Consider the following 25,715-nt stretch of genomic DNA (forward strand, 5'->3'; position numbering starts at 1 on the left):
ATACAGCGGGAGTTCTGAGGCGTGCCAGACAACCAGATTGCACCGGACGGGGGCAAGTTTCAGACCATTTTCGCAAATGGCGTGAACCTGCGGGTTTACACCTTGAACGAAGGTCGAACTGGGCTCCCGCTGGTGATATGCAACGGACTCGGGCAGGCCGTAGAAATCTTGTACCCGTTGATGCACGAGTTTCCGGACCGGCCGATCATCGCCTTTGATGCCGCCGGAGTCGGACGTTCTGAAGTGCCTGAAACAGCTGCGACTATTCCACAACATGCCGCGATGCTGCGTCAGGTGCTGGATGACCTGAATGTCGACAGATGTGACGTTATGGGCATTTCATGGGGCGGGGCATTGGCCCAGCAACTGGCGTATGAGTATCCGCAATTGGTGCATAAACTGGTGCTGGCCATAACTTCGGCGGGCGGGATTGGAAGCTGGTGGGGAACGCCGCTCGCGTTGTCGGAGATCATGTTTCCGTTCCGCTATATCAACAAGGCCTATGGCGATTTTATCGGACCGTTCATGTACGGCGGCGAAGCATTGTTGCAGCCTGCGTTGTTCAAGGAATACTCCAAGAATGCGATCCGGCCCAGTTACGAAGGCTATTCCGCACAGGTCAAGGCGCTCTGCACCTGGACCAGCGTTCCTTGGTTGAGCCAATTGAACCAACCAACGCAAGTCATCGGCGGTGCGTTGGACACGCTGATCCCGGTTGCAAATCAGATGTTGCTGGCCTCGCTGATGCCAAATGCCAGGATCAGGATCTACAACGCAGGACATCTGCTTATGTATTCACGCAAATCGGAAGTCGGGGCTCTCGTTACCGATTTTCTGGACGGATCAGCCAGCTAAAAGCCAATCCGCTGATTTGTTTTGTCATTGATCGCCGAGATCAGGCGTCTCCGCGCACCGGGCGGTCATTTTCGATGGTAAAGATTATGCCATCCAGCAATTCATCAAGATCAGGACGTGCAGCCGGGCCATTGGAGATCGCGATAATCTGCGCTGTGCCATCTGGCCTGATGCAGAACACACCGGGTTCGGCAAATCTTCGATCTGTTTCCTGGGTGGACAGCGGGTCACTGACGTAGAGGCCCAAGTTGCGCATATCCGGCTCTTGCAGGTCGTATCCGATGTCAAACGTCCAACCAAATTGGTCTATGTCGTCGGCGACCTTCTCGAGCGGATCTGCGGAAATACACGCGACGTCAAACCCGGCATCTATCCACTTTGCATAGGTTTTTTCGAATATGTTCAGATAGTTCTTGCAGCGACCGCAGTGCTTGCCGCGATAGACGACCAACAGCATCCAGCGATCACGTTCGCCGCCGATCTGAATATTGCCGCCACCGAACTTTGGCACGCTGAACGCCGGAACATCGGCCCCCGCCTGAAGCTTGGTTGCCTGCGAAGGGGTGGGCTGTGTCATTTTCAGAACCTTTCGTTCCTTGGCCTGAGCTCTCACATGGGAGCCATTGTCCGCGGACCGTAGCGCGCGAAGCGGTGGAGTTACACAGCTTTTTGGTGCGCTGGTGGTGCAAGAGGCAGGTGCCGTTCGTGCGAGAGGCATAAGGCGGGACCAGTCGCTCAATCTGGTCCGCAACGCTAATATCGCTGGCGTGTATTACATTTATGTCATGAAATGGTGGTTAACGATGGCGCAGAATTCAAGAAAGAGGACGATTGCATGAGCGGCAAGACCGAGGACGACGGTGCCAACGATTGGCTGCAGGCCGAACTGGCCGATACGCTGGACGAAGACTATGAATTGGAACTCGAAGACGCCGCGCTTTCGATGGAGATCCGCAAGATCTACAAGGCGGCTCACCCTGAGGCCTTGCCGCGAGCGGACTACTTTTCTGCGTTGATAAAGCTGCAATCGGAGCTGATCCGCCTTCAGGATTGGGTGGTGCACAGTGGTGAAAAGGTCGTCATCGTTTTCGAGGGGCGCGACAGCGCTGGCAAAGGCGGGGTGATCAAACGCATTACCCAACGGCTTAACCCCCGCGTGGTGCGCACAGTGGCGCTGCCGGCGCCATCGGATCGCGAAAAATCACAGTGGTATTTTCAGCGGTATGTCCCGCACCTGCCGGGCGCGGGTGAAATCGTCTTGTTCGACCGATCATGGTACAATCGCGCCGGCGTTGAGCGTGTGATGGGATTTGCCACCGAAGATCAGGTTGAAGATTTCTTTCACGATGTGCCCGAGTTTGAGCGGATGCTGGTCCGTTCGGGGATTCGGTTGATAAAATACTGGTTCTCGATCACAGACGAAGAGCAACAGATGCGGTTTTTGATCCGCATTCACGACCCGTTGAAACAGTGGAAGCTGTCTCCGATGGATCTGGAAAGCCGTGTGCGTTGGGAAAAATACACCAAAGCCAAGGAAGAGATGCTGCTCAGAACCAATATCGAGGAAGCACCGTGGTACATCGTGCAGGGCAATGACAAGAAACGCGCGCGGCTGAATTGCATGAGCCACCTGCTCAGCGTGTTTCCCTACACAGATGTGCCGAGCGACGAGATTCATCTGCCCGAGCGCCAGTTCAATCCCGATTACGAACGCGCGGTTCTGCCAGACGAACTTTACGTTCCGAAAAAGTACTGATCTTTCAAGTTCCGGGCGGGGCGGGCGATATGGTGCTGCCCTGTCTGGCGCCGGGGTCATTTCAGCCAATGCAAGCTGTCCTCGGTGCGTGCTGTGCTGGAATGGTATTCGGCGCTGACCCAGCCGGCATAGCTGCTGGCGTCAATTGCCGCGAATAGTGCCGGGAAATTAGTAGGGCCGGTTCCCGGTTCGCTGCGCCCGGGCGCCGCGCCGATCTGCACATGTGTGACGCGATCCTTGTACACCTCCCAGATTTGCAAGGCATCCCCGTGAATGACCTCGGCGTGATAGCTGTCGTATTGCAACCCGACATTGGGCCGGTCCACCGCGTCAAGTATCCGGGCGGCGAGGGCATAATCATCGAGAAAATAGCCGGGCTGGTCGCCGGGATTGAGCGGTTCGATGGTAAAACTTTGCTCGGGCGCTAGATCCGCAGCCCATTGCAGATTGCGAACGAATGTCGCCTCTGCCGCCTCATCCTTGGTATAGCCTGCCATGATGTGGATGAAGGTGGGACGAAGTTCGCCCGCATAGCGCAGCGCACGTTTTATGTCGTGCTCAAAACGACCCTCACCACCGGGAACGGCACCGTATCCCGGTGTTCCCCCAGTGTAGTTGGGCGGTGGGGCGTTGATCAGGATCAGGTCGAGCCCGTTGCGCAGCAGGGCGCGGCGAGTGTCCTTGGCGGGCACATCATAGGGAAACAGGATCTCGACGGCTGAAAACCCTGCGCTGGCGGCCGCATCAAACCTGTCCAGATAGGGCAATTCCGTAAAGAGCAATGTCAGGTTGGCGGCAAATCTGGGCATGGCAACTCGTTCAGGCAGCTAAGGTTCGCGGTCTAACGCCGGAACATGGCGTTTGCCAAGCTCTGCAGCACAGCAAGTTTTCTAAACTTTTCCGGATTTCTCGCCATTCATATATTCTCCAACTCTTTGGAAGGGATGATCGGAAAGAACTCGCCAGACGACCACAAACCAAACCAGTTGTCATAGTGGCTGCCCAGTTCCACCAGCCGGTAAAAGCTCTTGCGGTCGATCAACGCCTCAAGCCCCGCGCGGATCATGACGTAGGGTGACGGCTCGCCGGTCTCGGCATCGCGCTCAACACGGATCGGGTGATCGGGACCAGCCATCGCGGCATCGCCGACATGTGTGTTAAAGGTCAGGACCTGATCCTGTCCGGCACCGGACGCCTCGAAATCAACGGCAACAAAAGGGGCATCATCCACGGTGATTCCAACCTTTTCGACCGGAGTGACAAGGAAATACTTGTCGTCTTCCTTCTTTAGGATCGAGGAAAACAGTTTGACAAGCTCGAACCTGCCGATCGGTGTGCCAAGGTAAAACCATGTGCCATCACGGGCGATCCGCATGTCGAGATCCCCGCAAAACGGCGGATTCCACAGGTGGACCGGTGGCAATCCACGCCCTTTTTTCGCGGCGCTGACGGCTGCGGCGATGCCCTCTGCCGAGGGGGTAACAGCTTTTTGTCCATTCATAGCTTTTGCCATTTCCTCCAAGCGCGATAGACTTATGATCTAGTCTAAGGTTCCCCGAAAGGAATGTCATGTCCGATCCAGATGATCTGGTTGCCGAAGTCGAGGCACTGGAAATCAAGCTTGCGCAGGCCAAGGCCTCGATCACCCGCCGCTTCATCGGCCAGGAGCGGGTTGTCGATCTTACCTTGACCGCGCTGCTTTGCGGTGGGCATGGGTTGTTGATCGGCCTGCCGGGTCTGGGCAAGACACGCCTGATTGAAACGCTGTCAACGGTGATGGGGCTGCACGGCAATCGCATCCAGTTCACACCTGACCTGATGCCTGCCGATATTCTGGGTTCCGAGATTCTCGATACCGCCGCCGACGGATCGCGGTCGTTCCGGTTTGTTCAGGGACCTATCTTCTGCCAGCTCCTCATGGCGGACGAGATCAACCGCGCCAGCCCGCGGACGCAGTCTGCGTTGTTGCAGGCTATGCAAGAGCGGACGGTAACAGTTGCAGGCGAAGACCGCCCGCTGGACCCGCCGTTTCACGTGTTGGCGACGCAGAACCCGATCGAACAAGAGGGGACTTATCCCTTGCCCGAAGCACAGCTTGACCGTTTTCTGGTCCAGATTGATGTGAATTATCCAGATCGAGACACCGAGCGGGACATCCTGATTGCGACCACTGGGGTCGAAGAGGATTTGTCGACAGCAGTCTTCACGCGCGACGAATTGTTGGCTGCGCAGACGTTGCTGCGCCGGATGCCAGTCGGGGAATCGGTGGTCGAGATGATTCTCGATCTGGTCCGCGCGTTCCGTCCTGATGAACCCGGCGCGTCCGAACGTGTTCGTGACACCGTTGCCTGGGGGCCAGGTCCGCGTGCGGCGCAGGCGTTGATGCTGACGGTGCGGGCGCGGGCGTTGCTTGAAGGGCGATTGGCGCCCAACGCAGAAGACGTGATCAACATGGCGCGCCCTGTGCTGAGCCACCGCATGGCGCTCAACTTTGCGGCGCGGGCGCGCGGAGACAGTCTATCCGAACTGATCGAGAGCACCGCCCGCGACCTGACCCGGGCTGAGGCCGCCGCGTGACACAACCCTTGTCCCTGCGCGAACGTGCCGAGGCCGAAGCGGGTCGGATGCCGCCGCTGTTGGCGCGGGCCGAGCATTTGGCCGGTACGGTTCTTCTGGGCGAACACGGGCGCAGGCGCGCGGGGTTGGGGGATGATTTCTGGCAGTACCGACCGGCACAGACCGGCGACAGCAGACGTTTGATCGATCACCGCCGCTCTGCACGGGGCGATCAGCAATTCGTGCGCGAACGCGAATGGCAGATCGCGCAATCCGTGATGCTTTGGGTCGATCAGGGCGCATCCATGCGCTTTGCCTCAGACGACAACCTGCCGACCAAGATCGAACGGGCGCGGTTGCTGTCGCTGGCCATCGCAATCCTGCTTGTGCGTGGTGGCGAGCGGGTCGGCCTGACCGGTACGAGTTTGCCGCCGCGACGTGGCAACACCCAAATCCTGCGGTTGGCCGAGAGCTTTGCGCTGGACGCCCCCGAAGACTATGCGGCACCGGAACATCGCGCGATGATCCCACATGCCCGTGCGGTTTTCCTGTCGGATTTTCTGGGAGATATTCGCGAGGTGGAACTGGCTCTGACCAAAGCAGCAGACCGTGGCGTGCGTGGGGTCGTCCTGCAAATTCTGGACCCGAGCGAAGAGGCGTTTCCTTTCCGAGGGCGCACAATATTCGAAAGCGTGGGCGGTACGCTGCGGCATGAAACGCTCAAGGCGAATGAATTGCGAGATCGCTATCTGGACAGGCTCGCTGAGCGCAAGGCGCGATTGGCGCATCTGTGCCGCAGTACCGGCTGGCATCTTGGGCTGCATCACACCAATGACAGCGCACAATCAGGGCTGTTGTGGCTTTATCGCGCGTTGGATCGGGGCAGCCTATGACGGTGCTCGGCGGAATCGGGTTTGCATCGCCCTGGCTGTTGCTGGGGCTCTTGGCCTTGCCTATTCTGTGGCTGCTTCTGCGTGCGATCCCGCCGGCTCCGATCCGCCGCCGATTTCCCGGTGTGGCGTTGCTGCTTGGATTGACGGATGATGAAAGTGTTTCGGATCGCACGCCATGGTGGTTGCTGTTGTTGCGTATGCTGGCAGTTGCTGCTGTGATCGTGGGACTGGCCGGTCCGGTTCTCAATCCACAGCAAAATCAGAGCGGCTCTGGCCCGCTTTTGATCGTGATGGATGCCAGTTGGGCCGGGGCCACGCAATGGACCGACAAGACAGATCTCATCGAGGCGCAATTGACCGAGGCGGGGCGTGCTGGACGCCCGGTGTCCATACTTCGGCTTACTGCTCCAGAGGTGCCGGTCTTTCAGGCCGCAGATGTCTGGCGCAGCCGGTTGGCCGGGCTGTTACCCGCGCCGTGGGCTGCCACCCAAGCGCAGATCGATGCGACACTCGTGGCGTTGGCCGAGGTGGACGGCAGTTTTGACACGCATTGGATCAGCGACGGTTTGGATCATGTGGGGCGGGATGAGTTGCTGGCCGCTTTGGAGGCACGCGGAGATGTGCGCGCCTATCAGACCGGAGGCGCGGTGGTGGCATTGGCCCCGGCGCGTTATGAGGATGGCGCGGTTCAGCTGACGGCCCGAAGATCCTTGCCCGGAAATGTGCGAGAAATTACAATTTTGGCGCAAGGCCGGGACCCGGCGGGAACCATGCGAGTGTTGGCCTCGGTGCCTGCGACGTTTGAGGCGGATGAGGTCACCGCATCTGCCGCCTTGTCTCTGCCGTCGGAGCTGCGGGCACGTATCACGCGGTTTGAAATTCAGGGTCAACGATCTGCGGGCGCTCTGACCCTCAGTGATGATAGCCTGCGTCGCCGCGAGGTGGCGCTGATGGCCAGTCGCGATGGTCGCGAAGGGCTCGAATTGCTGGCCCCGCTGCATTACCTTGAACAAGCGTTGTCGCCGACGGCGGAATTACTGACCGGAGCGTTGCTGGACCTACTTCCCGCCAATCCCGATGTCCTAGTTCTGGCCGATGTCGCGACCCTTTCGATGGCGGAACAAGAGGCTTTGACCGCGTGGATCGATGCAGGGGGCATGCTGCTGCGGTTTGCCGGGCCGCGACTGGCAGCGAGCGATATCAGCCGCGATACCGAACACCCACTGATGCCGGTTCGTTTGCGGGCCGGAGGGCGCAGTGTCGGCGGCGCGATGAGTTGGGGCGAACCCAAGGCCCTCGCGCCCTTCGCCGAGGAGTCGCCGTTTCACGGGCTCACGATCCCTGATGACGTAACCGTGTCGTCGCAGGTCGTGGCGCAACCTGACCCGACGCTGGCAGACAGAGTGATTGCTGCGCTGAGCGATGGCACTCCGTTGGTCACCCGCAAACAGCTGGGGCAGGGGCAGGTGGTGCTGTTCCACGTGACCGCCAACGCCGAATGGTCGAGCCTGCCGTTGTCAGGCCTGTTCGTCGAGATGTTGGAACGGCTGGCTGTGTCGTCATCCGCGTCCATACCGCATCCCGAGGATCTCGAAGGCACCACATGGACGCCCCTTCAGGTTATGGACGGATTTGGCAAACTCTCCGACGCGGGCAATTTGCCCGGAGTTGACGGTGCGGCGCTGGTCGGTGATCCGGTTGGTCCCAACCTGCGTCCGGGCCTATACGCCAGCGAAGACCGCCGTCTTGCGCGTAATGTGATGTCTGAAGACAGTGAATTGATAACGGCAACATGGCCCGACAGCATCCCGGTCGAGGGACTGACTGTGGAACGGGAAATGCCACTTGGCGGAGCGTTGCTGGGTCTTGCGCTGGTTCTGCTGGCGGTGGATGTGATTGCCTCTCTGGCATTGTCCGGACGTCTTGGCCTCTCCCGCGCGGCCGCTGTCTTTGCTGGCGCGCTGATGCTACTGCAACCGCTGCCCGGACAGGCGCAGGAAGACGATGATGCGTTTGCAATTGCTGCGACCAGCGAACTGGTGCTGGCGCATGTGCTGACCGGCGATGCCGAACTTGATCGCGTCGCTCAGGCCGGATTGCGCGGGTTGTCGGAAACGCTGTTCTTTCGCACGTCAATCGAGCCTGCCAACCCTGTGGGCGTCGATCTGGAGCGGGATGAGCTGGCGTTCTTTCCGATGCTCTACTGGCCGATCACACCGGATCAACCGACCCCGTCGGCCGAGGCTTATGCGCGAATCAACGAATACCTGCGTTCCGGTGGGATGATCCTGTTTGACACGCGCGACGCAGACATAGCCCGCTTTGGCGCGGCCAGCCCGAATGGGCGCAAACTGCAGCAACTGGCGGCGCCTCTGGACGTGCCGCCGCTTGAACCCTTGCCGCCTGATCACGTGCTGACCCGTACGTTTTACCTTTTGCAGGATTTTCCGGGTCGCCACACCAGCCGAGAACTTTGGGTCGAGGCGGCGGCGCCCGACGCCGAACAGATCGAGGGCATGCCGTTTCGCAACCTAAACGATGGTGTGACGCCGGTGGTCATCGGCGGCAATGACTGGGCCGCCGCATGGGCCGTAGATGGCAACGGGCGTCCTCTATTGCCGGTGGGGCGCGGATTTGCGGGCGAGCGGCAGCGCGAGTTGGCCAATCGGTTCGGAGTTAATCTGATGATGCACGTGCTGACCGGAAACTACAAATCCGATCAGGTGCATGTGCCCGCACTTTTGGACAGGTTGGGCCAATGACGGGTTCTGTTGTCTTTGATCCGCTGATTCCCTGGATCGCGATTGCCGTGCTCGCGGCGCTGGCGCTGGCCGGAGTGAGTCTGGCCCTGTGGCGCGGGTTGTCAGGGTGGGGCTACCGAACGCTTGCGGCGCTGGTGCTTTTGGGCGCGCTGGCCGGACCGGCCTATCAGGTCGAAGATCGCGCGCCGTTGACCGACATTTTGGTCATGATCGAGGATCAGAGCGCCAGCCAGATGCTCTCGGATCGGCCTGCGCAGATGGAAGAGGCGGTGGAAGAATTGGCCGCTGAAATCGCCGCACGTCCGAATACAGAACTGCGCCGGGTTACGGTGCGCGATGGCGAAGGCGATGCAGGAACCGAATTGATGGGGGCCTTGTCAGCCGTGCTCGCAGAGGAACCGAGCGCGCGTGTGGCGGGGATCATCGCGCTCAGCGACGGGCGGGTTCATGACATGGACAGCATGCCTGAGGTTGCCGCCCCAATGCATCTGTTGATGACGGGGCGGGAAACCGACTGGGACCGGCGGTTGATCGTGCGCAATGCGCCTGCATTTGCCATCATCGGCGAGGCGGTCACGCTGACCTTGCGGATCGAGGACAGTGGTGCTGCGCCACTTTCTGATGGCACCGCGACGCTAGATATATCAGTGGATGGCGGCGAGCCACAGAGCTTTAGCGTGCCGGTCGGGCAGGACATCGAATTGCCGGTCACACTGCCCCACGGTGGACGCAACGTGATCCAGTTTACCGTACCTGAATCGGATGGCGAGATTACGGATCGCAACAACACGGCGCTGATCCAGATGAATGGGGTGCGCGACCGCTTGCGGGTCCTTTTGGTATCGGGCGAGCCGCATCCGGGGGGGCGCACATGGCGCAACCTGCTGAAGTCAGACAGTTCCGTCGATCTGGTCCACTTCACCATCCTGCGCCCACCGGAAAAACAGGATGGCGTACCGGTTGGAGAGCTGTCGTTGATCGCCTTCCCGACCCGCGAGCTGTTTCTTGAAAAAATCGACGATTTCGACCTGATCATTTTTGATCGATACAAGCGGCGCGGCATCCTCCCGGCGATCTATCTGGATAATGTTGCCGATTACGTCACCAAAGGGGGCGCGGTTCTGGTCGCCGCAGGACCGGATTTTGCCGGGGCCGACAGCATCTATCGCTCGCCGCTGGCGCGTGTGCTGCCCGCCGAACCAAGCGCACGGGTGGTCGAGGAAAAATACCGCCCTGTTGTGACCGACGTGGGCGCGCGTCATCCGGTGACGGCGGATTTGCAGGGCGAGGACAGCTGGGGGTCCTGGCTGCGCCAGATCGATGTGGACCCGCAAGCTGGCAAAGTTCTGATGAACGGCATTGATGAGCGCCCGTTGCTGATCCTTGACCGAGTGGGTGAAGGGCGCGTGGCAATGCTGGCCTCTGATCATGCGTGGTTGTGGAGCCGGGGATATGAAGGCGGCGGGCCGCAACTGGAATTGCTGCGTCGGTTGGCGCATTGGATGATGAAGGAACCGGAGCTAGAGGAAGAGGCGCTGTGGGCCGAAGCCACGGGTCAAAACATGCGTATCATTCGCCGAACACTGTCAGAGGAAGCCGGGGCGGTGACTGTGACGCGGCCTGACGGTACAACCACAGAGGTGCCATTGGAGGAGGTGTCATCAGGCCGGTTCGAGGCGCTGTATGATGGCCCGGAAATTGGCCTCTATCACCTTGCCGAAGGCGACCACGAGGCGGTGATCGGCCTTGGCCCGGCTGCACCGCGTGAGTTTGAGCAAACCATAGCCACCGCCGACCTGCTGGAACCGGCAATCGCGCCGTTGCGCGGTGGAATATTTCGGCTTGAGGAAGGGCTGCCCAGCATCCGCAACGTTCGCGAGGGTCGCCCCGCCGCTGGACGCGGGTGGATCGGTCTGACCCCGCGCGGAGCGTATGAAACCCGCGATGTGACGCAATCGCCATTGTTGCCCGCATGGCTTGTGCTGCTCTTGGCGTCGGCGTTGATCGTCGGCGGCTGGTTGCGCGAAGGGCGGCGCTGACGCCGCCCTAGCCGTATTACTTGAACGTGACGCTGACCGTTGGATCGCCGGGAAGTCCTGAATACTGGACCGACGCACCACCCTTGCCTTTGACCGGTGGCACCAGCGGGCCAAATGACCCAACTGAAACCAGATCACCGGGTTTCAGCGCAATGCCCTTGGACATTAGCCAGATCGCGGAATTGACCGGATGGCCCAGCACCGCTTCGCCCGGTGCCTGCGCCAGAACCTCACCATCGGCGGCCGATAGCGTCACCATCATCGTCCCAAGTGCGGTGTACATCGCGCCGGGATCACCAACCGGGATTTCCGCACCCATCACGCCCAGTTTCGGGGCGACGGCACTGGCTGTCAGGGTGACTCCAGTGATCGGCTCGCCCTCGGCAACGGACAAATCAGGCAGTTCAATGAACGGGCGAACGGCCGAGATATAGGGCATGGCCTCTTCCGCAGTGGTCGCATCATTGATCGCACCGCTGCCGACCACGAGGAGCAGATCAGCCTCGAACACTGGGCGCGCGCCCCATTTCTCTGGCACTTCGGCACCGTCTTGCAGCATCATGTCGCGAAACAGCACGCCCTGAACCGGTTCGGTCACGCCAAAGCGTTCCTGTGCCGGTTTGCTTGTCAGCCCGGCCTTGTAGCCGACAACTGGACCCATATGCGCCGTGAGGGCTTTGACCAGCTTGGCTTGGGTGCAAAGCGCGTCGTCCATACTGCCACCGGCGGCCAGCGCCTTTGCCGGTGTGTTGCTGGTGTAGTCCGCAACATAGGCGTCGATCTGGGCGTCGCTTGCGCATTCAGCTGCCGCCGTGCCACCGATACAGATCAGGCACAGGGCCAGAGTTTGTCTTGTTTTCACGTTGCTATCCTCCCGATTGTCTCAACGTTTTAATCCAGCCGGACCGTCACCCGGTCAGACTGGCCGGCCCCATCGACGATAACCAGCGTGGAATATCCGGTACCGGGGTTGGGAATATCGAATTCGCTGCGGCGCTGCCCCTTGGCCACCGGTTGTCCATTGGCCAGCACCAGAAAGGGTGCGCGTCCGCCGCGAACCTTGAGCGTAACAGTTTCCCCGGCCCTGTCCAGAATGGCGCCATCCGGCGGAAAGAGCAGCTTTGGTGCATCGGGAGCCTCGGTGAAACGGGCGCCACGCGGACGAAACCGCTGGAGCGGCTGAGGCAACCCGGCAGCCCCCATGATCAAAGTCGCGGGTGGCGGCGGAGGCAGAGGTTCAAAGTCGGGCTTGAGCCGTCCAAAGGCACGAAACAGCAGCGGGGCCGCAAGATCGCCACCAAAGGCGCCGGGAACCGGAGTGCCATCGGCGCGGCCCAGCCACACGCCGATCACATGCCGCCCATCATAGCCAATCGCCCAGGCATCGCGGTGACCATAAGACGTACCGGTTTTGTAGGCCAGCGCCCCACGCGGTGCACCGGGAGGGGGCGCAAGACCTGCCAGAATGTCACCCACGTGCCAAGCGGCGACATCCGAAATTGCACGATTAGTATGCGGTGCCTCGTCATGCAGCCGCGTGCGAAGACCGTGGCCATGCCCGCCCTGTGCCAGCGCCGCATAGAGTTGCACCAGATCCTGCAGGTTGATTCCGACACCACCGAGCGCAATCGCCAGCCCCGGCGCGCCGCCCGGCAACCGCGCATCTGCCCCCGTGCGCGATAGCGCATCCATGATCCGTGCGGGACCCAATTCGTTGGTCAGCTTGATCACCGGGATGTTCAGCGAGTTTTGCAGCGCCTCGCGCACCCGGATGTCACCGCGAAACTGCCCATCGAAATTGCGCGGGGCATAGCGACCAAATTGCACGGGCCCGTCATGGATCAGGGTTTCGGGATGCACCAGCCCCTGATCAAAGGCGAGCCCGTAGATCAATGGCTTTAGCGTCGATCCCGGCGAACGGATGGCCTGCGTCATATCCACAAACCCCTGTCTCCCTTGCGCATTGTCATAGGAGGGAGAGCCGATTGAGGCGAGAATTTCTCCGGTTTGATGATCCGCCACGACCAGTGCGGCAGAGGTGCGTGACCCAGAGCGCCGAGCGGCTTGGGCAAGGATCGGTTCCAGTGATGCCTGCAGGTGTGCATCGATCGTCAGGTCATGGCGTTGCTTGTCCGGTGATGAACCGCGTACACGATCCGCCAGATGTGCGGCCAGTTGGGGAAATGGGCGGATGTGCCGAGGAATGCGGGCGTGTTGCGCGGAACGCACCTGATGCTGCGGTAGGATTTCGGCCCCTGCCATACGGGTCAGCACCCGGTCGCGCGCGGCCTTGGCCCTCTCAGGGTGCCGATCCGGGCGGCGGGCTTCGGGCGATTGGGGCAAAGCCACCAGCAGTGCGGACTCGGCAGGCGTCAGACGGTGCGGTTCCTTGCCGAGCCAGGCGAGCGTTGCGGCCCGGATGCCTTCGAGGTTCCCCCCGTAGGGCGCATGGGTCAGATAAAGTGTGAGGATCTGATCCTTGGTCAGATGCCGTTCGAGTGCTAGCGCCAGACGGATTTGGCGCAGCTTGCCCGCCCATTTCCCGGTGCTGCCATCTTCGATCAGCCGTGCAACCTGCATTGTCAGAGTCGATCCACCCGAGATCGTCCGCCCATTCCAGACCGCCTGTGCAGCGGCGCGCGACATGGCCAAAGGATCAATGCCGTGGTGCTGCCAGAAACGTTTGTCTTCGTACCGAACGAGCATGGCCAGAAAGGTGTCACCCACGGCCGATAACGTCGGCGCGAGACGCCAGATGCCGTCACCGACCGTGTAGGCCCGCAGCAGCTTTCCGGTCCGGTCCCGGATTTCAACCGAGGTATCTGCCAAAGTCGGTGGCAAATCAGTCGCATCTATCCACGCGTCAACATGGTCGCGCAGGGCCGCAGCGGCAAAGAGCATCGCCACTACCGCAAAGAGAGCACAGCTTCTCATCTGGTGACGGTCATCCGGCCAGTTGCTGTGCGGGCGCGAAACCGGGGCCGGTACATGTCTTCGACCGACGCCGCCGGGTGGTGAAAGTCGCCCGGCGTTACCGCGCGTGCCACATAAGCCAGAGTGACGGTGCCCGATGTGCGCATGTCAACTGCGGCGAGGAAGCGATCACTGCGGAATTCGGTATGTGTGGCCTCGGACAGTGACAACCAGTCAAGCGCTGCCACATCGCCCGAGCGCAGCAGGCTGGGGTTGTCGATCTCGATCCCGGCTGGCAACGGATCGTTGATCATCAACCGGGCGGCGGAGTCTTCGAATGGATTGACGCGGAGAACGGTCACAAACCGGTCACCAACGGCCATGGTATTCCGCTCAATCGGCGCGCCGTCCATGGTATAATAACTGCGGGTTATGCCATAGCCGGTGCCGCCTGCGGGCGGTGGCGTTTGGGGCACGCCCAGCGTGGTCAGTGTAATGTCAGTATCGCCCCCGCTAGCGGAGGTGATCGTCATCTCTGACTGCGCACTATCCGCATTCAGCACCTGTACAAACGGGCCTGCCACCGATGCGCCGTTGACGCGCAGACCGGATTGTTCCGGTGATGCGATGAGAGCTTGCGCAGCCAAGAGCGACCAGGCGGCCTCTTGCGTCGATAGCGGCGCATCGGTTCCGGTAATCTGTCGCGTCAGGTCTGCGATGTTGATGGCGTCGCTGCCGGCTTCGGCGGCGAGGGCAAGAACACCCGCGGTATCGCGTAGCCCCGTGCCGTAATCGGCGCGCCACAGCAGCGGATTGCGCTGACGCGTCTCGGTCATCCGGGCTGCGCGGGCGAACATCGCATCTGCACGCGGTTGATCGCCATAGTAAGCCAGCGCGGCAGCCAGTTGCGCGGCAGCCAGTGGGGTCGCGAACGCGTCGGCCTTGACGTCGGCATAGTACCGCAAGTCCCCCATCGCGGCGAGACCTTCGCGGGCCAGCACCATCAGGGCATAGGCAATGTCCTGACCGCCACTGTCAAAATCGGGCGCATAGTTGATGCGGTTGCGCAAGTTGTCCATCGCGAGTTGGAAGGCCCGGTCACTCACCGTGTGACCGGTGGCCCGAGCGCGGCTGAGGAAATCGGAGACATAGGCATCAAGCCAGAAGTCACCGGATTCGGCGCGCCACAGACCAAAGGCACCATTGTTGGTCTGCCGCGTCATGATCCGTGAAATGGCAGCATTGATCCGGGCATCGACCGCCGATCCATCACCCAGCCCGACAGCCTCGGCCACAGAGGACATATAGAGCAGGGGCAGGGCCTGCGATGTGACTTGTTCGGTGCATCCATAGGGATAGCGATCCAGCGTCGCGAGCAAGCCGGGGGCGTCAAAGCGGGCAAGCGGCCCGGCAGATAGAATGGCCTCGCCCGTACCGGCGCGCAGGTTGGCAAAGACATCGCTGGAAAAGTCAAAGCTTTGCCCGGCAGCAAGCGAAAAGCGCCGCGTTTGCGCCGTGACGGGATCGTTGGCGCGTATGGGCAGGGTCAGGCTTTGGCGCAGTTCGCGCCCATCGAGCGTGGTCAAGATCACATCAACAGTCGGGTCGCCCACCGTGTGCGCCGTGACGGGCACCTGAAAATCGGTTTTGCCTCCTTGGGCAAGCACAAAGTTACCGGGGCTGCTATCCAGTTCCAGCGCTGCCCCGGATGTTTCTAGCATCAGGCGCATGTCTCCGGCGGGGCCATCCGCATGCACGACGTCAAGGCGGATGCGGCTGGTGTCGCCCGGCGCGAGAAAGTTTGGAAGGGTGGCCGTGACGACGACAGGATCACGTACCAGCATGTCGGCCTGGGCCTGACCGATGGCATTGTCTGACCATGCGATGGCCATCAGCCGAACGGTGCCATTGAACGCAGGCAGATCGAGATCGACAAACGCCTCGCCGTTCGGGCCGACTCGGATCGGCCCCGAAAATTCTGCCATTAATTCCTGTGTCGGCGGTGGCGATTGCATGCGCAATCCCGCGCCGTTGTCGCCACCCGAACGCACGGTGCCAAGGGCCCCGTTCATGCCATCGATCAGGCGGCCATAGATATCGCGCAGTTCCATACCCAGTTGGCGTTGGCCAAAATAGTGGCCTGCGGGGTCCGGACTTTGAAAGCCGGTGAGGTTGAGGATACCGAGGTCGACGGCGGCCAGTGTCAGCCAAACCTCATCGTCCGGTTCAGCGCCGTTGACGGTGATGCGGGTCCGGTGGGTTTGGCGCGGGTCAGTCGTTTCCGGCACATTAATGACCACGTCCAGCACCTTGCCCACAGGTTCGATATCCGCATGGACCAGTCCGATCGCGCGAGCAGGGTTGCGCCCGGAGGACACATCCATCGGTCGCAGGACGGTTGCGCTGACATAGGCACCTGTGCCCCAATCATTGGTGACGGTGAGTGGAATGACGGTTTCACCGGCCTCGACCTCGACCGCCTGCCGGTGGATCACATGGTTGGACATCACCGTGATCAGCGCCGTGCCCGCCGCACGCGGAACAATGCGCAGGCGTGCCGTGTCACCGGGGCGATAGCTGTCCTGATCGAGCGAGAGATCGAGCCGATCCGGAGTCGTGGTCGCATCCGCAGACGCGTACCAGCCTGCGTGGAAATCGACGGATGCGGCGGCATACGGGCCGTCGAGCCGCTCGACAACCAACTCGTATTCGCCCCAATCCACTGGCTCGGACAGGGTGAATGGCCCGTCAATCATCGCCTCACCCGTGGCAATGCGGGTACGCCGCGTTGTCGGCTCCCAATTCCAATTGCCGTAAAGCTGATACCACTGATAGCGCGTTTCGATCCGGTTCAGTGTCCAGCGCACGTTCATCGCGGTTGGGGTCAGGTCGGGGGTCAGAACGATTACGTCAAACGCGGCTTCGGTGCCTTCGGCCACGACATCGTCAAACAGTGGTTTGATACCGATGACCGCGCTGTCCGGGTGGACCGGCGCGGTGATCTGCCGCTCGACCGGGCGCGCGGCACCATCGGCAAGCCGGGTTGTCACCGTCAATTCCATCGGCTGATTGCTTGTCGCAAGGCCCGGCAGGTCTAGGGCAACAGAGGCTGCGCCCTCTGCATCGGTTCGTTGATCGCCAAAGGCACTGCTGGCAGGCTCGCCTTGTTCATCATGCCGACCAAAGCGATATCCGGGCCATGCTTCTACCCGCGAGGCCGCGCGCAAGGTTGCCTGGCCTTCGATTGTCAGATCGGACCCAGGCGCGCCAAAAAGATAGCGGGCGTCGGTATGCAACAGTGGGGATTCACCCGCGCGCAGGGGCGACGGGGTCAGCGCGAGATCGAAATCGATCCGTTCCGGAAGAAAATCCTCGACCAATACAGGTTGGCTGGCCAATGCGGGACCCTTTGGATCGGTCTTGATGTCCACCTGCCAAGTCCCGCGCGGGGCATCCGCCGCAATCGGCAGGGAATATACATGACCACCGGCGACACCGCCCTCGGACAGTTGGCGGGCATACTCTACTCCATCCGGTCGCGACAGGATCACGGTCAGCGGCAGCCCCTCAATCGCTTTGGCTTCTGCATCGCGTGTCAACGCCGTGACATGGATGGTTTCGCCTGCGCGATATGCACCCCGGTCAGTTGCCAGAAAGACATCAATTGGTCCGGACGGTGCGCGGCCCTCCACACCCCGATCCGACAGGTCAAAGCCGGGATCGGTCAAGGACAGAAACCCGATATCTCCTGCGGCCCCTTGGGCGAGGATCAGGGCGGGTGCAGCGGCACCGGTTCCGCGCGTCAGGCCCGCGTCAAATTGGACATAGCCTTGTGCATCCGTGGTTTCGCGGGCGAGCACAGCATTGGCACGCGAGATCAGCATCACCTCGACCTCTGCGCGCGCTGCTGCGTCGGACAATCCGCGCAGCGTTACGTGCAACCCGTCCGTGCCCGACATGCTGCTGATGCCCAGATCAGACAGCACGAGCCATTGCGTTGCGCCGGGATCGTCATATGGATCAGCCCCCGGAACCCGTGCGGACAGCGCAAAGATGCCAGCGGGCTGGCCGGCAATCGCATCGTCCAGCGGCAGGCGCGTGGTCATGTCACTGTTGAGCGTGTCACCAACCTCGGCGGTGCCGGTCCAGACCTCTTCGGCGATTTCGCTTGCAAAGGCCTGATCCTGCCATTGCGACAGCGGGCGCCCGAAATAGCCATCCTGCACCGCGCGCAACAGGTTGCGGTCGCTGATCCGACGTAAGCGCAGATCAAGGGTGCTGACGTTCACGGTTTCGACGGGCAGCGCGGCATCGGCAGTCTTGGGCAACACATAGGTGCGACCGGGAAACCGGACAGAACGTGCGCGGTCGCGGACATAATGGGTCAGCTCGACATCCTTGAACAGGGTCTCGCCACTTGCCGCAGGAAGCCCCGCGCGAAGGGTAATCCGATAACGGGTGCCATGGGTTACGCCGCCGATACAAAGCTGGTCGCCATCAGCCTGCACCACCAAATCCGATTGGGGCAGCCGTACGAATGGCTCATAATCGACCTCTGCGCGTGCCAGAGGTTCAGAGAACTGTGCGCATATCCGGGGGCTGGCCGAATCGCTTTCAACGGTGCTGTCGGTGATGCGAAAACCATATTGCGCAACGGCTCGTTCCAACGCGGCGGTGACGGCGCTGTTTGGCTGAAGACTTTGTGCCAGCCTGAGCGTCGGGATCATGTCACGGCCTCGGCCAGACCTGTCCAATGCGTTGGACAGGATCAGAAGTGCTTGGGCCTGCTGGGCTTCCTCATACGCGCGAAGATACCCATTCAGCGCGGCACTGAGCGCGCGGTCGGCAAGGGCGCGGGCATCGCGCGAATTCTCGGTCTTGATGGCCAGCAGCAGGCGGGCATAGTCGGTCCATAGGTCGCCGCGATCGGTGAGTGATACGGCCATGGCGGTCAGCGTGGCGGCTTGGCTGATCTTGCCTTCGGCGATGCGCGCCCGCGCTGACTCAATGAGTGTCGCGGGGTCCTGCCCGCCTGTCGGGTTTCGCAGGCCGAGCGTACGACCCTGATCCTTCGCCCGGGTCCAGTCGTCCTGGGCCAGAAACGGCAACGCCGCACGGCGCGACGCGGCTTGGTCGAGCAGAGTGGGGTCAGCGGGGATACGGGCCACTGAAATCGCGCCTTGATACGGTCGTTGTTCGCTGACCTCGCGTTTGGGGAAACAGGCATTTGATCGGGCGTTGAACGTGAACGCGGCACAATCGGTTTGCGCAGAACACGCGCGCACGCAGCTTTGCAGATCTGTATCAAACAGCGGGTCCAGATCGGCCCCATAGAAGTCCATGTCCTGCGTGGCGACATACCTGAAATCAGGAATCGATTGCTGTGCGTGCGCTATTGTCGAAGCACCAAGCCAGAGCACCAGAGCAATTCCGATCACGTGCCGCAGATACCGCATGACAGTCTCCCGATGTTTTCTGCAAAGTGCCATGGCCAAGGTAGCGCTGGCAACGATTCCCCGGAAGTTGCGCGCCTTAAACACTTGTTCACCGTGTTCGCTGATGCTGAGTCAAAATCGCCCTTTCAGGGCCAGTTGCGGAGCCTTGCAAGCATGAGTCTTGCCAATAAACTTGCCGACGAACGGCGGTCGCGTCTTGCTGCCGAACGCCTGCTTGAACTCAAACAGGCGGAGCTGACTGCCGCCAACCGAAAGCTGGGGCGCCACGCGTTGGCCCTGACACGGCAGATTGGCGAAACACAGGCCGAGGTCGCGACGGTTCGGAACGAAAACGAAAAGGTGAAATCCGACCTGACCGTGGCGCATGAAAAGGTCGAAATCGCCGAACGTCGCCTGTGGCATTCGATCCAAACCATACAGGATGGTTTTGCCTTCTTTGATACTAGCGATGTTCTTATCGGCGCCAATTCCGCCTATATCAGCGCGTTTGACGGGCTTGAAGAGGTCGGGCCGGGTGTAAACTATATGCGCATTTTGCAGCTTTTGACCGATGAGGGGCTGGTCAACACCGAAGAGCGCAGCCCGGACGATTGGCGCGCGATGATGGCCGAGCGTTGGCTGCAACCAAATCCCGAACCGATCATCATGCGGATGTGGAACAATCAATACATCAAGCTGATCGACCAGCGGGGGCAAGGCGGCGACGTGGTCAGTCTGGCGCTTAACATCACCTCGACTGTTGAATATGAAGCACAGCTGAAAACGGCCAGGCGGCGGGCAGAAGCAGCCAATCGCGCCAAGTCCGCCTTTCTCGCAAACATGAGCCACGAGATCCGGACCCCGATGAATGGTGTGGTTGGGATGGCCGATCTGCTCACCGATACGCCGCTTGACGAAGAGCAACGGCTTTATGTGAACACTATCAAGAGTTCGGGCGAGGCGCTGCTGGTCATCATCAACGACGTGCTGGATTACTCCAAGATCGAGGCGGACAAGCTGAAACTGCACCCCGAGGCGTTCGATCTGGAGCGCTGTATGCATGAGGTCGTGTTGCTCTTGCAGCCGATCGCGCGGGACAAGGGTCTGGCGCTTCTGCTGGACTACGATCTGTTCCTGCCAACGCAATTTGTTGGCGATCCCGGGCGTATGCGTCAGGTTCTGACAAATCTTGTCGGCAATGCGCTGAAATTCACGTCATCGGGCCATGTCTTGATTCGCGTGACCGGTATTCCGGATCAGAACGGCAGAAGCAGTGCGATTCATGTAGCGATCGAAGATACCGGGATCGGCATTCCCGCAAGCAAGGTTGATCATATATTTGGCGAGTTCAATCAGGTCGAAGACGAGCAGAACCGCCAGTTCGAAGGTACTGGTTTGGGGCTCGCGATCACTCAGCGACTGATCAAGCTGATGAATGGTGAAATCTGGGTTGTAAGCGAAGCAGGCAAGGGATCGTGCTTTGGGTTCCGTATCACGCTGGACCGGGCGGGCGCGTCCGAGGACGGTCCACCCATGCTGCCGGGCAATCTGGTTCATGTTTTGCTCGTCGACGATCAAGATATTAACCGGGCAGTGCTGGAAAAGCAGATGAGCCAATTGGGGCTGAAAGTCACCTGTTGCGCCTCTGGGGGCGAAGCGATGAAGCACATGTCTGCGGACATTGATCTGGTCGTGTGTGATCACACCATGCCCGGAATGGATGGGCTGGAACTGGTTGAGGCGATCCGCGCCGAGGAGTGGGCTGATGTGCCATTCCTTTTGCTCAGTTCCAGCGCCAGTTTTGCCCAAAGTGATCCGTCTTTTCGGCACGTCCAGGGTTTGCTGCAAAAGCCATATCCGCGTCAGGCGCTTTATGCCGCCCTTGCAGCGCTGCAGAGTGACGGTGACGAAATACTGCCAGCCGAACCTGACCCCGTTGACGATACTCTCACCAAATCCGCGCCAAAATCCGCTGATGGACGGCGGTTGCATATCGTGCCTTTGGAGGAGCTAGCGCCATTCGCCGACGCTGGCGCCGATGCTGCGCCTATTGCCGTGGAGACGGCGGTTGACACGGGACAGACCGAAGAGGAGCCGCCGCAAACGGCCGCGATCCGTGTCATGCGGGTGTTGGCGGCCGAGGACAACAAGACTAATCAGCTTGTGCTGCGCAAGATGGTCAAGGACCTGAATATCGAACTTCGATTTGCGAATAATGGCATCGAGGCTGTGCAGGCATATACTGAATTTATGCCCGACATGATCTTTATGGATATTTCCATGCCCAAGATGGATGGCAAGGAAGCGACCCGCGAGATACGCAAACTGGAGCAGGCAAGCGGTGGGCATGTGCCGATCATTGCACTGACGGCGCATGCGATGGATGGAGATTCAGACGGGATTCTCTCGGCGGGGCTGGATCATTACATGACCAAGCCATTGCGCAAGGCGTCGATCCACGAGCAGGTTGCCAAACACTGTCCGACCGAAGTGCAACCTGCCTTGCCGGTGCAGCAATCCGCGTAAGAGGCGAGACCCGGGTTGAGCGATCAGCTGTTGTCGTAGGGGCGCAGAAAGACCGGGCGATCAGGTTCTGACAGGTCCGGCTGATACTGGTAGCCGCCGCTGTCAAACTCGATGAGGGCATACGGTTCGGTCAGGCGGTTTTGTACGACGTAACGCGCCATCGCTCCGCGGGCCTTTTTGGCGAAGAAGCTGACGATCTTGGGTGTGCCGCTCTTATCTTCCATGAAAACCGGTGTGATTACCCGAAGCTTCAGCGCCTTTGGGTCCACTGCACCGAAGTATTCCTGACTTGCGCAATTCACGAGAATCTCTGTCCCGACCTGTTCGGCCTGCACGTTCAGAGCTTTTGACAGCTGATCGCGCCAATATTCATAGAGCGATTTTCCACGCCGCGTCTTGAGCCTGCTGCCCATTTCCAAACGATAGGGCTGAATCGCATCCAGCGGGCGCAAAACACCGTAAAGCCCTGAAAGAATCCGCAGATGATCCTGTGCCCAAGCAAGCTCGTCGGCGTCCAATGAGGCAGCTTCGAGCCCCTGATAGGTGTCGCCAGCGAACGCCAGCGCAGCTGGGCGAGTCAGCTCGGCGTCTGGGGCATCGGAAAAGTCACGATATCGGTCGCGATTCAGGCGGGCCAGATCGGGGCTCAGACTCATTAGTTTTTGCAGATCACCCAACGTCAGATTGCGCGCTGTGCGGGCCAGCCGAATGGCATCGTCCTGAAATGCCGGCGTGGTCGCGGCTATGTCGCGCTCTGCCCAGTCCAGCCGCTTTGCGGGTGATATGACGATCAGCATTCCAAATTCCTTTTCAACTCTTACACGGCCGCCCGCAATACACCGAGAAAGGCCGCGCCAAAACGCTCCGCGCGCCGCTCTCCCAACAACCGTTCGAGCCCGTTTTCGTCGTCGGGCCGCATCTGTGCGACCTTTGCGAGCTGCGACGCCGAGCAACTGAGCGGCTTGTCGATGCCACCCTCGCCGCGGGCCAGATCGGCCTGCACGGCGAGCAACCTGTCATAAAGCGATCCGGCGTCATGCCCCGCCAACTTACGCCGAACAGGATGAACGGGTTCGGTCGCCCCGGTGATGACCTCAAGAAACGTCGTGCCGTAGCGCTCCAGCTTTTTTGCGCCGACGCCAGAGATACCGGCCATTGCATCAAGATTGTCAGGGCGTGTTTCGGCCATTTCGATCAGCGTGCGGTCAGTGAAAATGACATAGGCCGGTACACGTGCAGCCTCGGCAAGCGCACGGCGTTTGGCCTTGAGCGCGGAAAGCAGCGGGGCGTCTTCGTCAGAGACCAGTGTCTTTACAGCAGGGCGGCGATCGGCCTTGCGGATGGTGTCACGGCGCAGATCTATCGTGGCTTCGTCGCGCAGGATCGGGCGTGCAGCTTCGGTCATGCGAAGCGCGCCGTGCCGTTCCGGATCCGGCCGCACAAGGTCATGTCCCATCATCTGCCGGAACACGGCCTGCCATTGCCGTTTGTCGTATTCCTTGCCGCAGCCATAAGTTGGCAACTGGTCGTGTCTGCGGGTGCGGATCTTGTCGGTATCGGCCCCGATCAGGATGTCGATCAGGTGCCCGGCTCCGAACCATTCCTCGGTGCGCAGGATCGCCGACAACGCCTTGCGCACTGCGGTGGTGCCATCAAACACGTCGGGCGGGCTGTCGCAGAGGTCGCAATATCCGCAAGGCTCGGATGTTTCGCCGAAATAGCCCAACAACGTCTGGCGACGGCATTTCAGCGCCTCGGCAAGCCCCAAAAGCGCGTTCAGCCGGGCATGATCGGCGCTGCGACGTTCTGGCGGAGCCAGCCCTTCGTCGATCTGGCTGCGGCGCAGACGGATATCGTCGGAACCAAACAGTGTCATCGTTTCCGCCGGTGCGCCATCTCGTCCGGCGCGGCCGATTTCCTGATAGTAGGCTTCGATACTCTTGGGCAGATCGGCGTGGGCCACCCAGCGGATGTCCGGTTTGTCGATACCCATGCCAAAGGCCACGGTTGCGACGACGATCAGGCCGTCTTCGCGGGCAAAGCGGGTTTCAACGATCCGCCGGTCTTCGGCCTCCATGCCGCCGTGATAATGGCAGGCGCTGTGACCGTCTTCGCGCAAGGCTTGGGCCAGCCCTTCGGTCTTGGCGCGGGTTCCGCAATAGACGATACCGGATTGTCCGCGTCGTGCACCGGCAAAGTCCAGAATCTGACGGCGCGGGTTGTTCTTGGCGGCGAAGGCGAGGTGGATGTTGGGCCGATCAAAACCTCGCAGAAAACTGCGAGGTTGTTCCCCGTCAAACAGCTTTTCGATGATTTCGTCGCGGGTTTCGGCATCCGCCGTGGCCGTGAACGCAGCAAGTGGTACGTTCAGCGCGCGGCGTAATTCGCCGATGCGCAAGTAGTCGGGCCGGAAATCATGGCCCCACTGGCTGACGCAATGGGCTTCGTCAACGGCGATCAGGTTGACACCAATTCGACGCAACATTCCCATGGCGGATCCGGCAGCCAAACGTTCCGGGGCCATATAGAGAAGTTTGAGTTCGTTGCGCTCTAGCGCCTGCCAAACGGCGTCGGTTTCCTCGGGTGTGTTGCCAGACGTCAGCGCCCCGGCGCAGACCCCGGCTTCTTGCAAGGCCCGAACCTGATCGCGCATCAAGGCTATCAAAGGGGAAATTACCACGGTCACACCGCTGCGGGACAGCGCAGGGAGCTGAAAGCACAGGGATTTTCCGCCACCCGTGGGCATGATCGCGAGGACGTTTTCGCCCGCTGTCACGGCCTCGACGATTTCGGCCTGACCCGGGCGAAACGCATCAAATCCGAATATCTCGCGCAACAGCCGGTCCGCGTCGGACATGCGTCCTGCCTCACTTGTTATATTGTGCCTGCTCGTGGCGCGCAGTTTCACATATCAGACAGATGGGAACAAGGCGTTCGCCCGGGTCTTTCTAGCCGAATGCACAGGTTTCCGTGGTGTGTTCGGGGTCAGTAAAACGCGGCAGCGTTGTTGACCAGAATAATGCGCAGCGCAAAGATTCCCAGCAGAACCACGAGGGGTGCCAGATCAAGGCCCTGCATCGGTGGTAGAATACGGCGTACGGGGCCATAAATCGGTTCGAGAATGCGTTGCAGCATCTGCCAGATTTGCCCGACAAGCGGTTGATGCAGGTTCAGCACCTGAAAGTTGATCAGCCAGCTCATAATGACGTGGGCAATGATAAAGAACTGCACCACATCCAGGATCAGCATCAGGATTTGGAAAAACGACTGCATTGGGCATCCTCTCTGGTAGCGGCTATCACCTATGCACAAGCTCACAAAAGCGCAACCCTGCCGCAGGGTTGTGGTTGACGCGCGATGCACTCAGGCAAATGACGGGACTCAAAGAAAGGAGATTGCCATGTTTCCCATCGTTCGTCTGATCAAGGATATGCTAATCGCGCGAAAGCTGCCGCCATTGCCGCTGACGGGCACCCATGTTTCGCACCATATCTGCTGGCCCTGGGATCTGGATATGTGGCTTGAGCTGAATAATGGCCGGGCGATGACGCTGTATGATCTGGGACGCAGCATGACGGCCCAGCGAGTCGGGTTGGTCAAGGTCATCTCGGGCCAACGCTGGGGCCTGACAATGGCAGGCAGCACAGTCCGCTTTCGTCGACGTATCCGAGGGTTCGAGAAATTCGAGATGCGCAGCCGTGCGGTGTGCTGGGATGACAAGTTCATTTATCTTGAGCAATCCATGTGGAAAAAGAACGGCGAATGCGCCAGCCATGTTCTTTATCGTTCGGCTGTCACCAACAAGAACGGGATTGTTCCCCCTGAACAGGTGCTTGCCCATATGGACAGGGCCGATGTTCGTTCGCCCGAAATGCCCGAGTGGATCGCCGCATGGTGTCAGGCAGATGCGACCCGTCCCTGGCCTCCGATGCAGGATGCGCTTGATTGACAGGTGAAACACCTGTCATATCGCACCAACA

17 protein-coding genes are annotated in these 25,715 nt (G+C 60.4%); 8 read left to right on the forward strand and 9 right to left on the reverse strand.

Annotated elements, in window-relative coordinates; genetic code table 11:
* Positions 1 to 21 precede the first annotated feature (21 nt).
* The gene (locus tag ABJO75_RS21595; RefSeq protein WP_348126452.1) at positions 22 to 855 is read left to right on the forward strand and encodes an alpha/beta fold hydrolase; all 834 of its coding nucleotides are present in this window, start codon (positions 22 to 24) and stop codon (positions 853 to 855) included.
* 40 nt (positions 856 to 895) lie between these two features.
* On the opposite strand, the gene ABJO75_RS21600 is transcribed toward ABJO75_RS21595, so the two are convergent.
* Entirely contained in the window at positions 896 to 1,432 is a 537-nt protein-coding gene (locus ABJO75_RS21600; RefSeq protein WP_348126453.1) for a redoxin domain-containing protein, read from the reverse strand.
* A gap of 258 nt (positions 1,433 to 1,690) precedes the next feature.
* Between ABJO75_RS21600 and ppk2 the strand changes: the two genes are divergently transcribed.
* Positions 1,691 to 2,611, forward strand: coding sequence for a polyphosphate kinase 2 (gene ppk2, locus ABJO75_RS21605; protein WP_348126455.1), 921 nt, complete (start codon positions 1,691 to 1,693; stop codon positions 2,609 to 2,611).
* Between the two features lie 56 nt (positions 2,612 to 2,667).
* Here ppk2 and ABJO75_RS21610 read toward each other — a convergent pair whose 3' ends face one another.
* Positions 2,668 to 3,420: a TIM barrel protein gene (locus ABJO75_RS21610; RefSeq protein ID WP_348126457.1), complete on the reverse strand. Its 753-nt coding sequence runs from the start codon at positions 3,418 to 3,420 to the stop codon at positions 2,668 to 2,670.
* A gap of 107 nt (positions 3,421 to 3,527) precedes the next feature.
* Positions 3,528 to 4,112, reverse strand: coding sequence for a DUF1285 domain-containing protein (locus tag ABJO75_RS21615; protein WP_348126459.1), 585 nt, complete (start codon positions 4,110 to 4,112; stop codon positions 3,528 to 3,530).
* A gap of 68 nt (positions 4,113 to 4,180) precedes the next feature.
* Here ABJO75_RS21615 and ABJO75_RS21620 point away from each other — a divergent pair, with 68 nt between their 5' ends.
* The 4 genes from ABJO75_RS21620 to ABJO75_RS21635 are packed head-to-tail and all read left to right on the forward strand — an operon-like array spanning position 4,181 to position 10,861.
* A complete protein-coding gene (locus tag ABJO75_RS21620; protein ID WP_348126460.1) occupies positions 4,181 to 5,188 on the forward strand; it encodes a MoxR family ATPase in 1,008 nt (335 codons plus the stop codon).
* Positions 5,185 to 6,060 (forward strand): DUF58 domain-containing protein, encoded by an 876-nt coding sequence (locus tag ABJO75_RS21625; protein ID WP_348126462.1) that lies wholly within the window; start codon positions 5,185 to 5,187, stop codon positions 6,058 to 6,060. The genes ABJO75_RS21620 and ABJO75_RS21625 overlap by 4 nt, the downstream gene beginning before the upstream one ends.
* Complete coding sequence (locus ABJO75_RS21630) at positions 6,057 to 8,822, forward strand: DUF4159 domain-containing protein (RefSeq protein WP_348126464.1); 2,766 nt, start codon at positions 6,057 to 6,059, stop codon at positions 8,820 to 8,822. The genes ABJO75_RS21625 and ABJO75_RS21630 overlap by 4 nt, the downstream gene beginning before the upstream one ends.
* Positions 8,819 to 10,861: a hypothetical protein gene (locus tag ABJO75_RS21635; protein WP_348126466.1), complete on the forward strand. Its 2,043-nt coding sequence runs from the start codon at positions 8,819 to 8,821 to the stop codon at positions 10,859 to 10,861. Before ABJO75_RS21630 ends, ABJO75_RS21635 begins: the two co-directional genes overlap by 4 nt.
* Positions 10,862 to 10,877: 16 nt before the next feature.
* Here the strand turns inward: ABJO75_RS21635 and ABJO75_RS21640 are convergent, their stop codons facing one another.
* Genes ABJO75_RS21640 through ABJO75_RS21650 form a run of 3 tightly spaced genes read right to left on the reverse strand, consistent with a single transcriptional unit; the run spans position 10,878 to position 19,230 of the window.
* The gene (locus ABJO75_RS21640; RefSeq protein WP_348126468.1) at positions 10,878 to 11,723 is read right to left on the reverse strand and encodes a fumarylacetoacetate hydrolase family protein; all 846 of its coding nucleotides are present in this window, start codon (positions 11,721 to 11,723) and stop codon (positions 10,878 to 10,880) included.
* A gap of 29 nt (positions 11,724 to 11,752) precedes the next feature.
* Positions 11,753 to 13,762 (reverse strand): penicillin-binding protein 1C, encoded by a 2,010-nt coding sequence (gene pbpC, locus ABJO75_RS21645; protein ID WP_348126582.1) that lies wholly within the window; start codon positions 13,760 to 13,762, stop codon positions 11,753 to 11,755.
* Positions 13,763 to 13,791: 29 nt separating this feature from the next.
* The gene (locus tag ABJO75_RS21650) at positions 13,792 to 19,230 is read right to left on the reverse strand and encodes an alpha-2-macroglobulin family protein (protein WP_348126470.1); all 5,439 of its coding nucleotides are present in this window, start codon (positions 19,228 to 19,230) and stop codon (positions 13,792 to 13,794) included.
* A gap of 153 nt (positions 19,231 to 19,383) precedes the next feature.
* Between ABJO75_RS21650 and ABJO75_RS21655 the strand changes: the two genes are divergently transcribed.
* On the forward strand, positions 19,384 to 21,735 hold the full coding sequence (locus ABJO75_RS21655; RefSeq protein ID WP_348126472.1) for a response regulator: 2,352 nt from the start codon (positions 19,384 to 19,386) through the stop codon (positions 21,733 to 21,735).
* Between the two features lie 23 nt (positions 21,736 to 21,758).
* Here ABJO75_RS21655 and yaaA read toward each other — a convergent pair whose 3' ends face one another.
* From yaaA to ABJO75_RS21670, 3 genes are all read right to left on the reverse strand, one after another.
* A complete protein-coding gene (yaaA, locus tag ABJO75_RS21660; RefSeq protein WP_348126474.1) occupies positions 21,759 to 22,532 on the reverse strand; it encodes a peroxide stress protein YaaA in 774 nt (257 codons plus the stop codon).
* A gap of 20 nt (positions 22,533 to 22,552) precedes the next feature.
* A complete protein-coding gene (gene recQ / locus ABJO75_RS21665) occupies positions 22,553 to 24,592 on the reverse strand; it encodes a DNA helicase RecQ (protein ID WP_348126476.1) in 2,040 nt (679 codons plus the stop codon).
* A 128-nt stretch (positions 24,593 to 24,720) separates the two neighbouring features.
* Complete coding sequence (locus tag ABJO75_RS21670; RefSeq protein ID WP_348126478.1) at positions 24,721 to 25,008, reverse strand: YggT family protein; 288 nt, start codon at positions 25,006 to 25,008, stop codon at positions 24,721 to 24,723.
* A 127-nt stretch (positions 25,009 to 25,135) separates the two neighbouring features.
* Here ABJO75_RS21670 and ABJO75_RS21675 point away from each other — a divergent pair, with 127 nt between their 5' ends.
* Positions 25,136 to 25,684, forward strand: coding sequence for a thioesterase family protein (locus ABJO75_RS21675; protein WP_348126480.1), 549 nt, complete (start codon positions 25,136 to 25,138; stop codon positions 25,682 to 25,684).
* Positions 25,685 to 25,715 lie beyond the last annotated feature (31 nt).

The organism is Sedimentitalea sp. (assembly GCF_039973035.1).
Classification (GTDB): domain Bacteria; phylum Pseudomonadota; class Alphaproteobacteria; order Rhodobacterales; family Rhodobacteraceae; genus Sedimentitalea.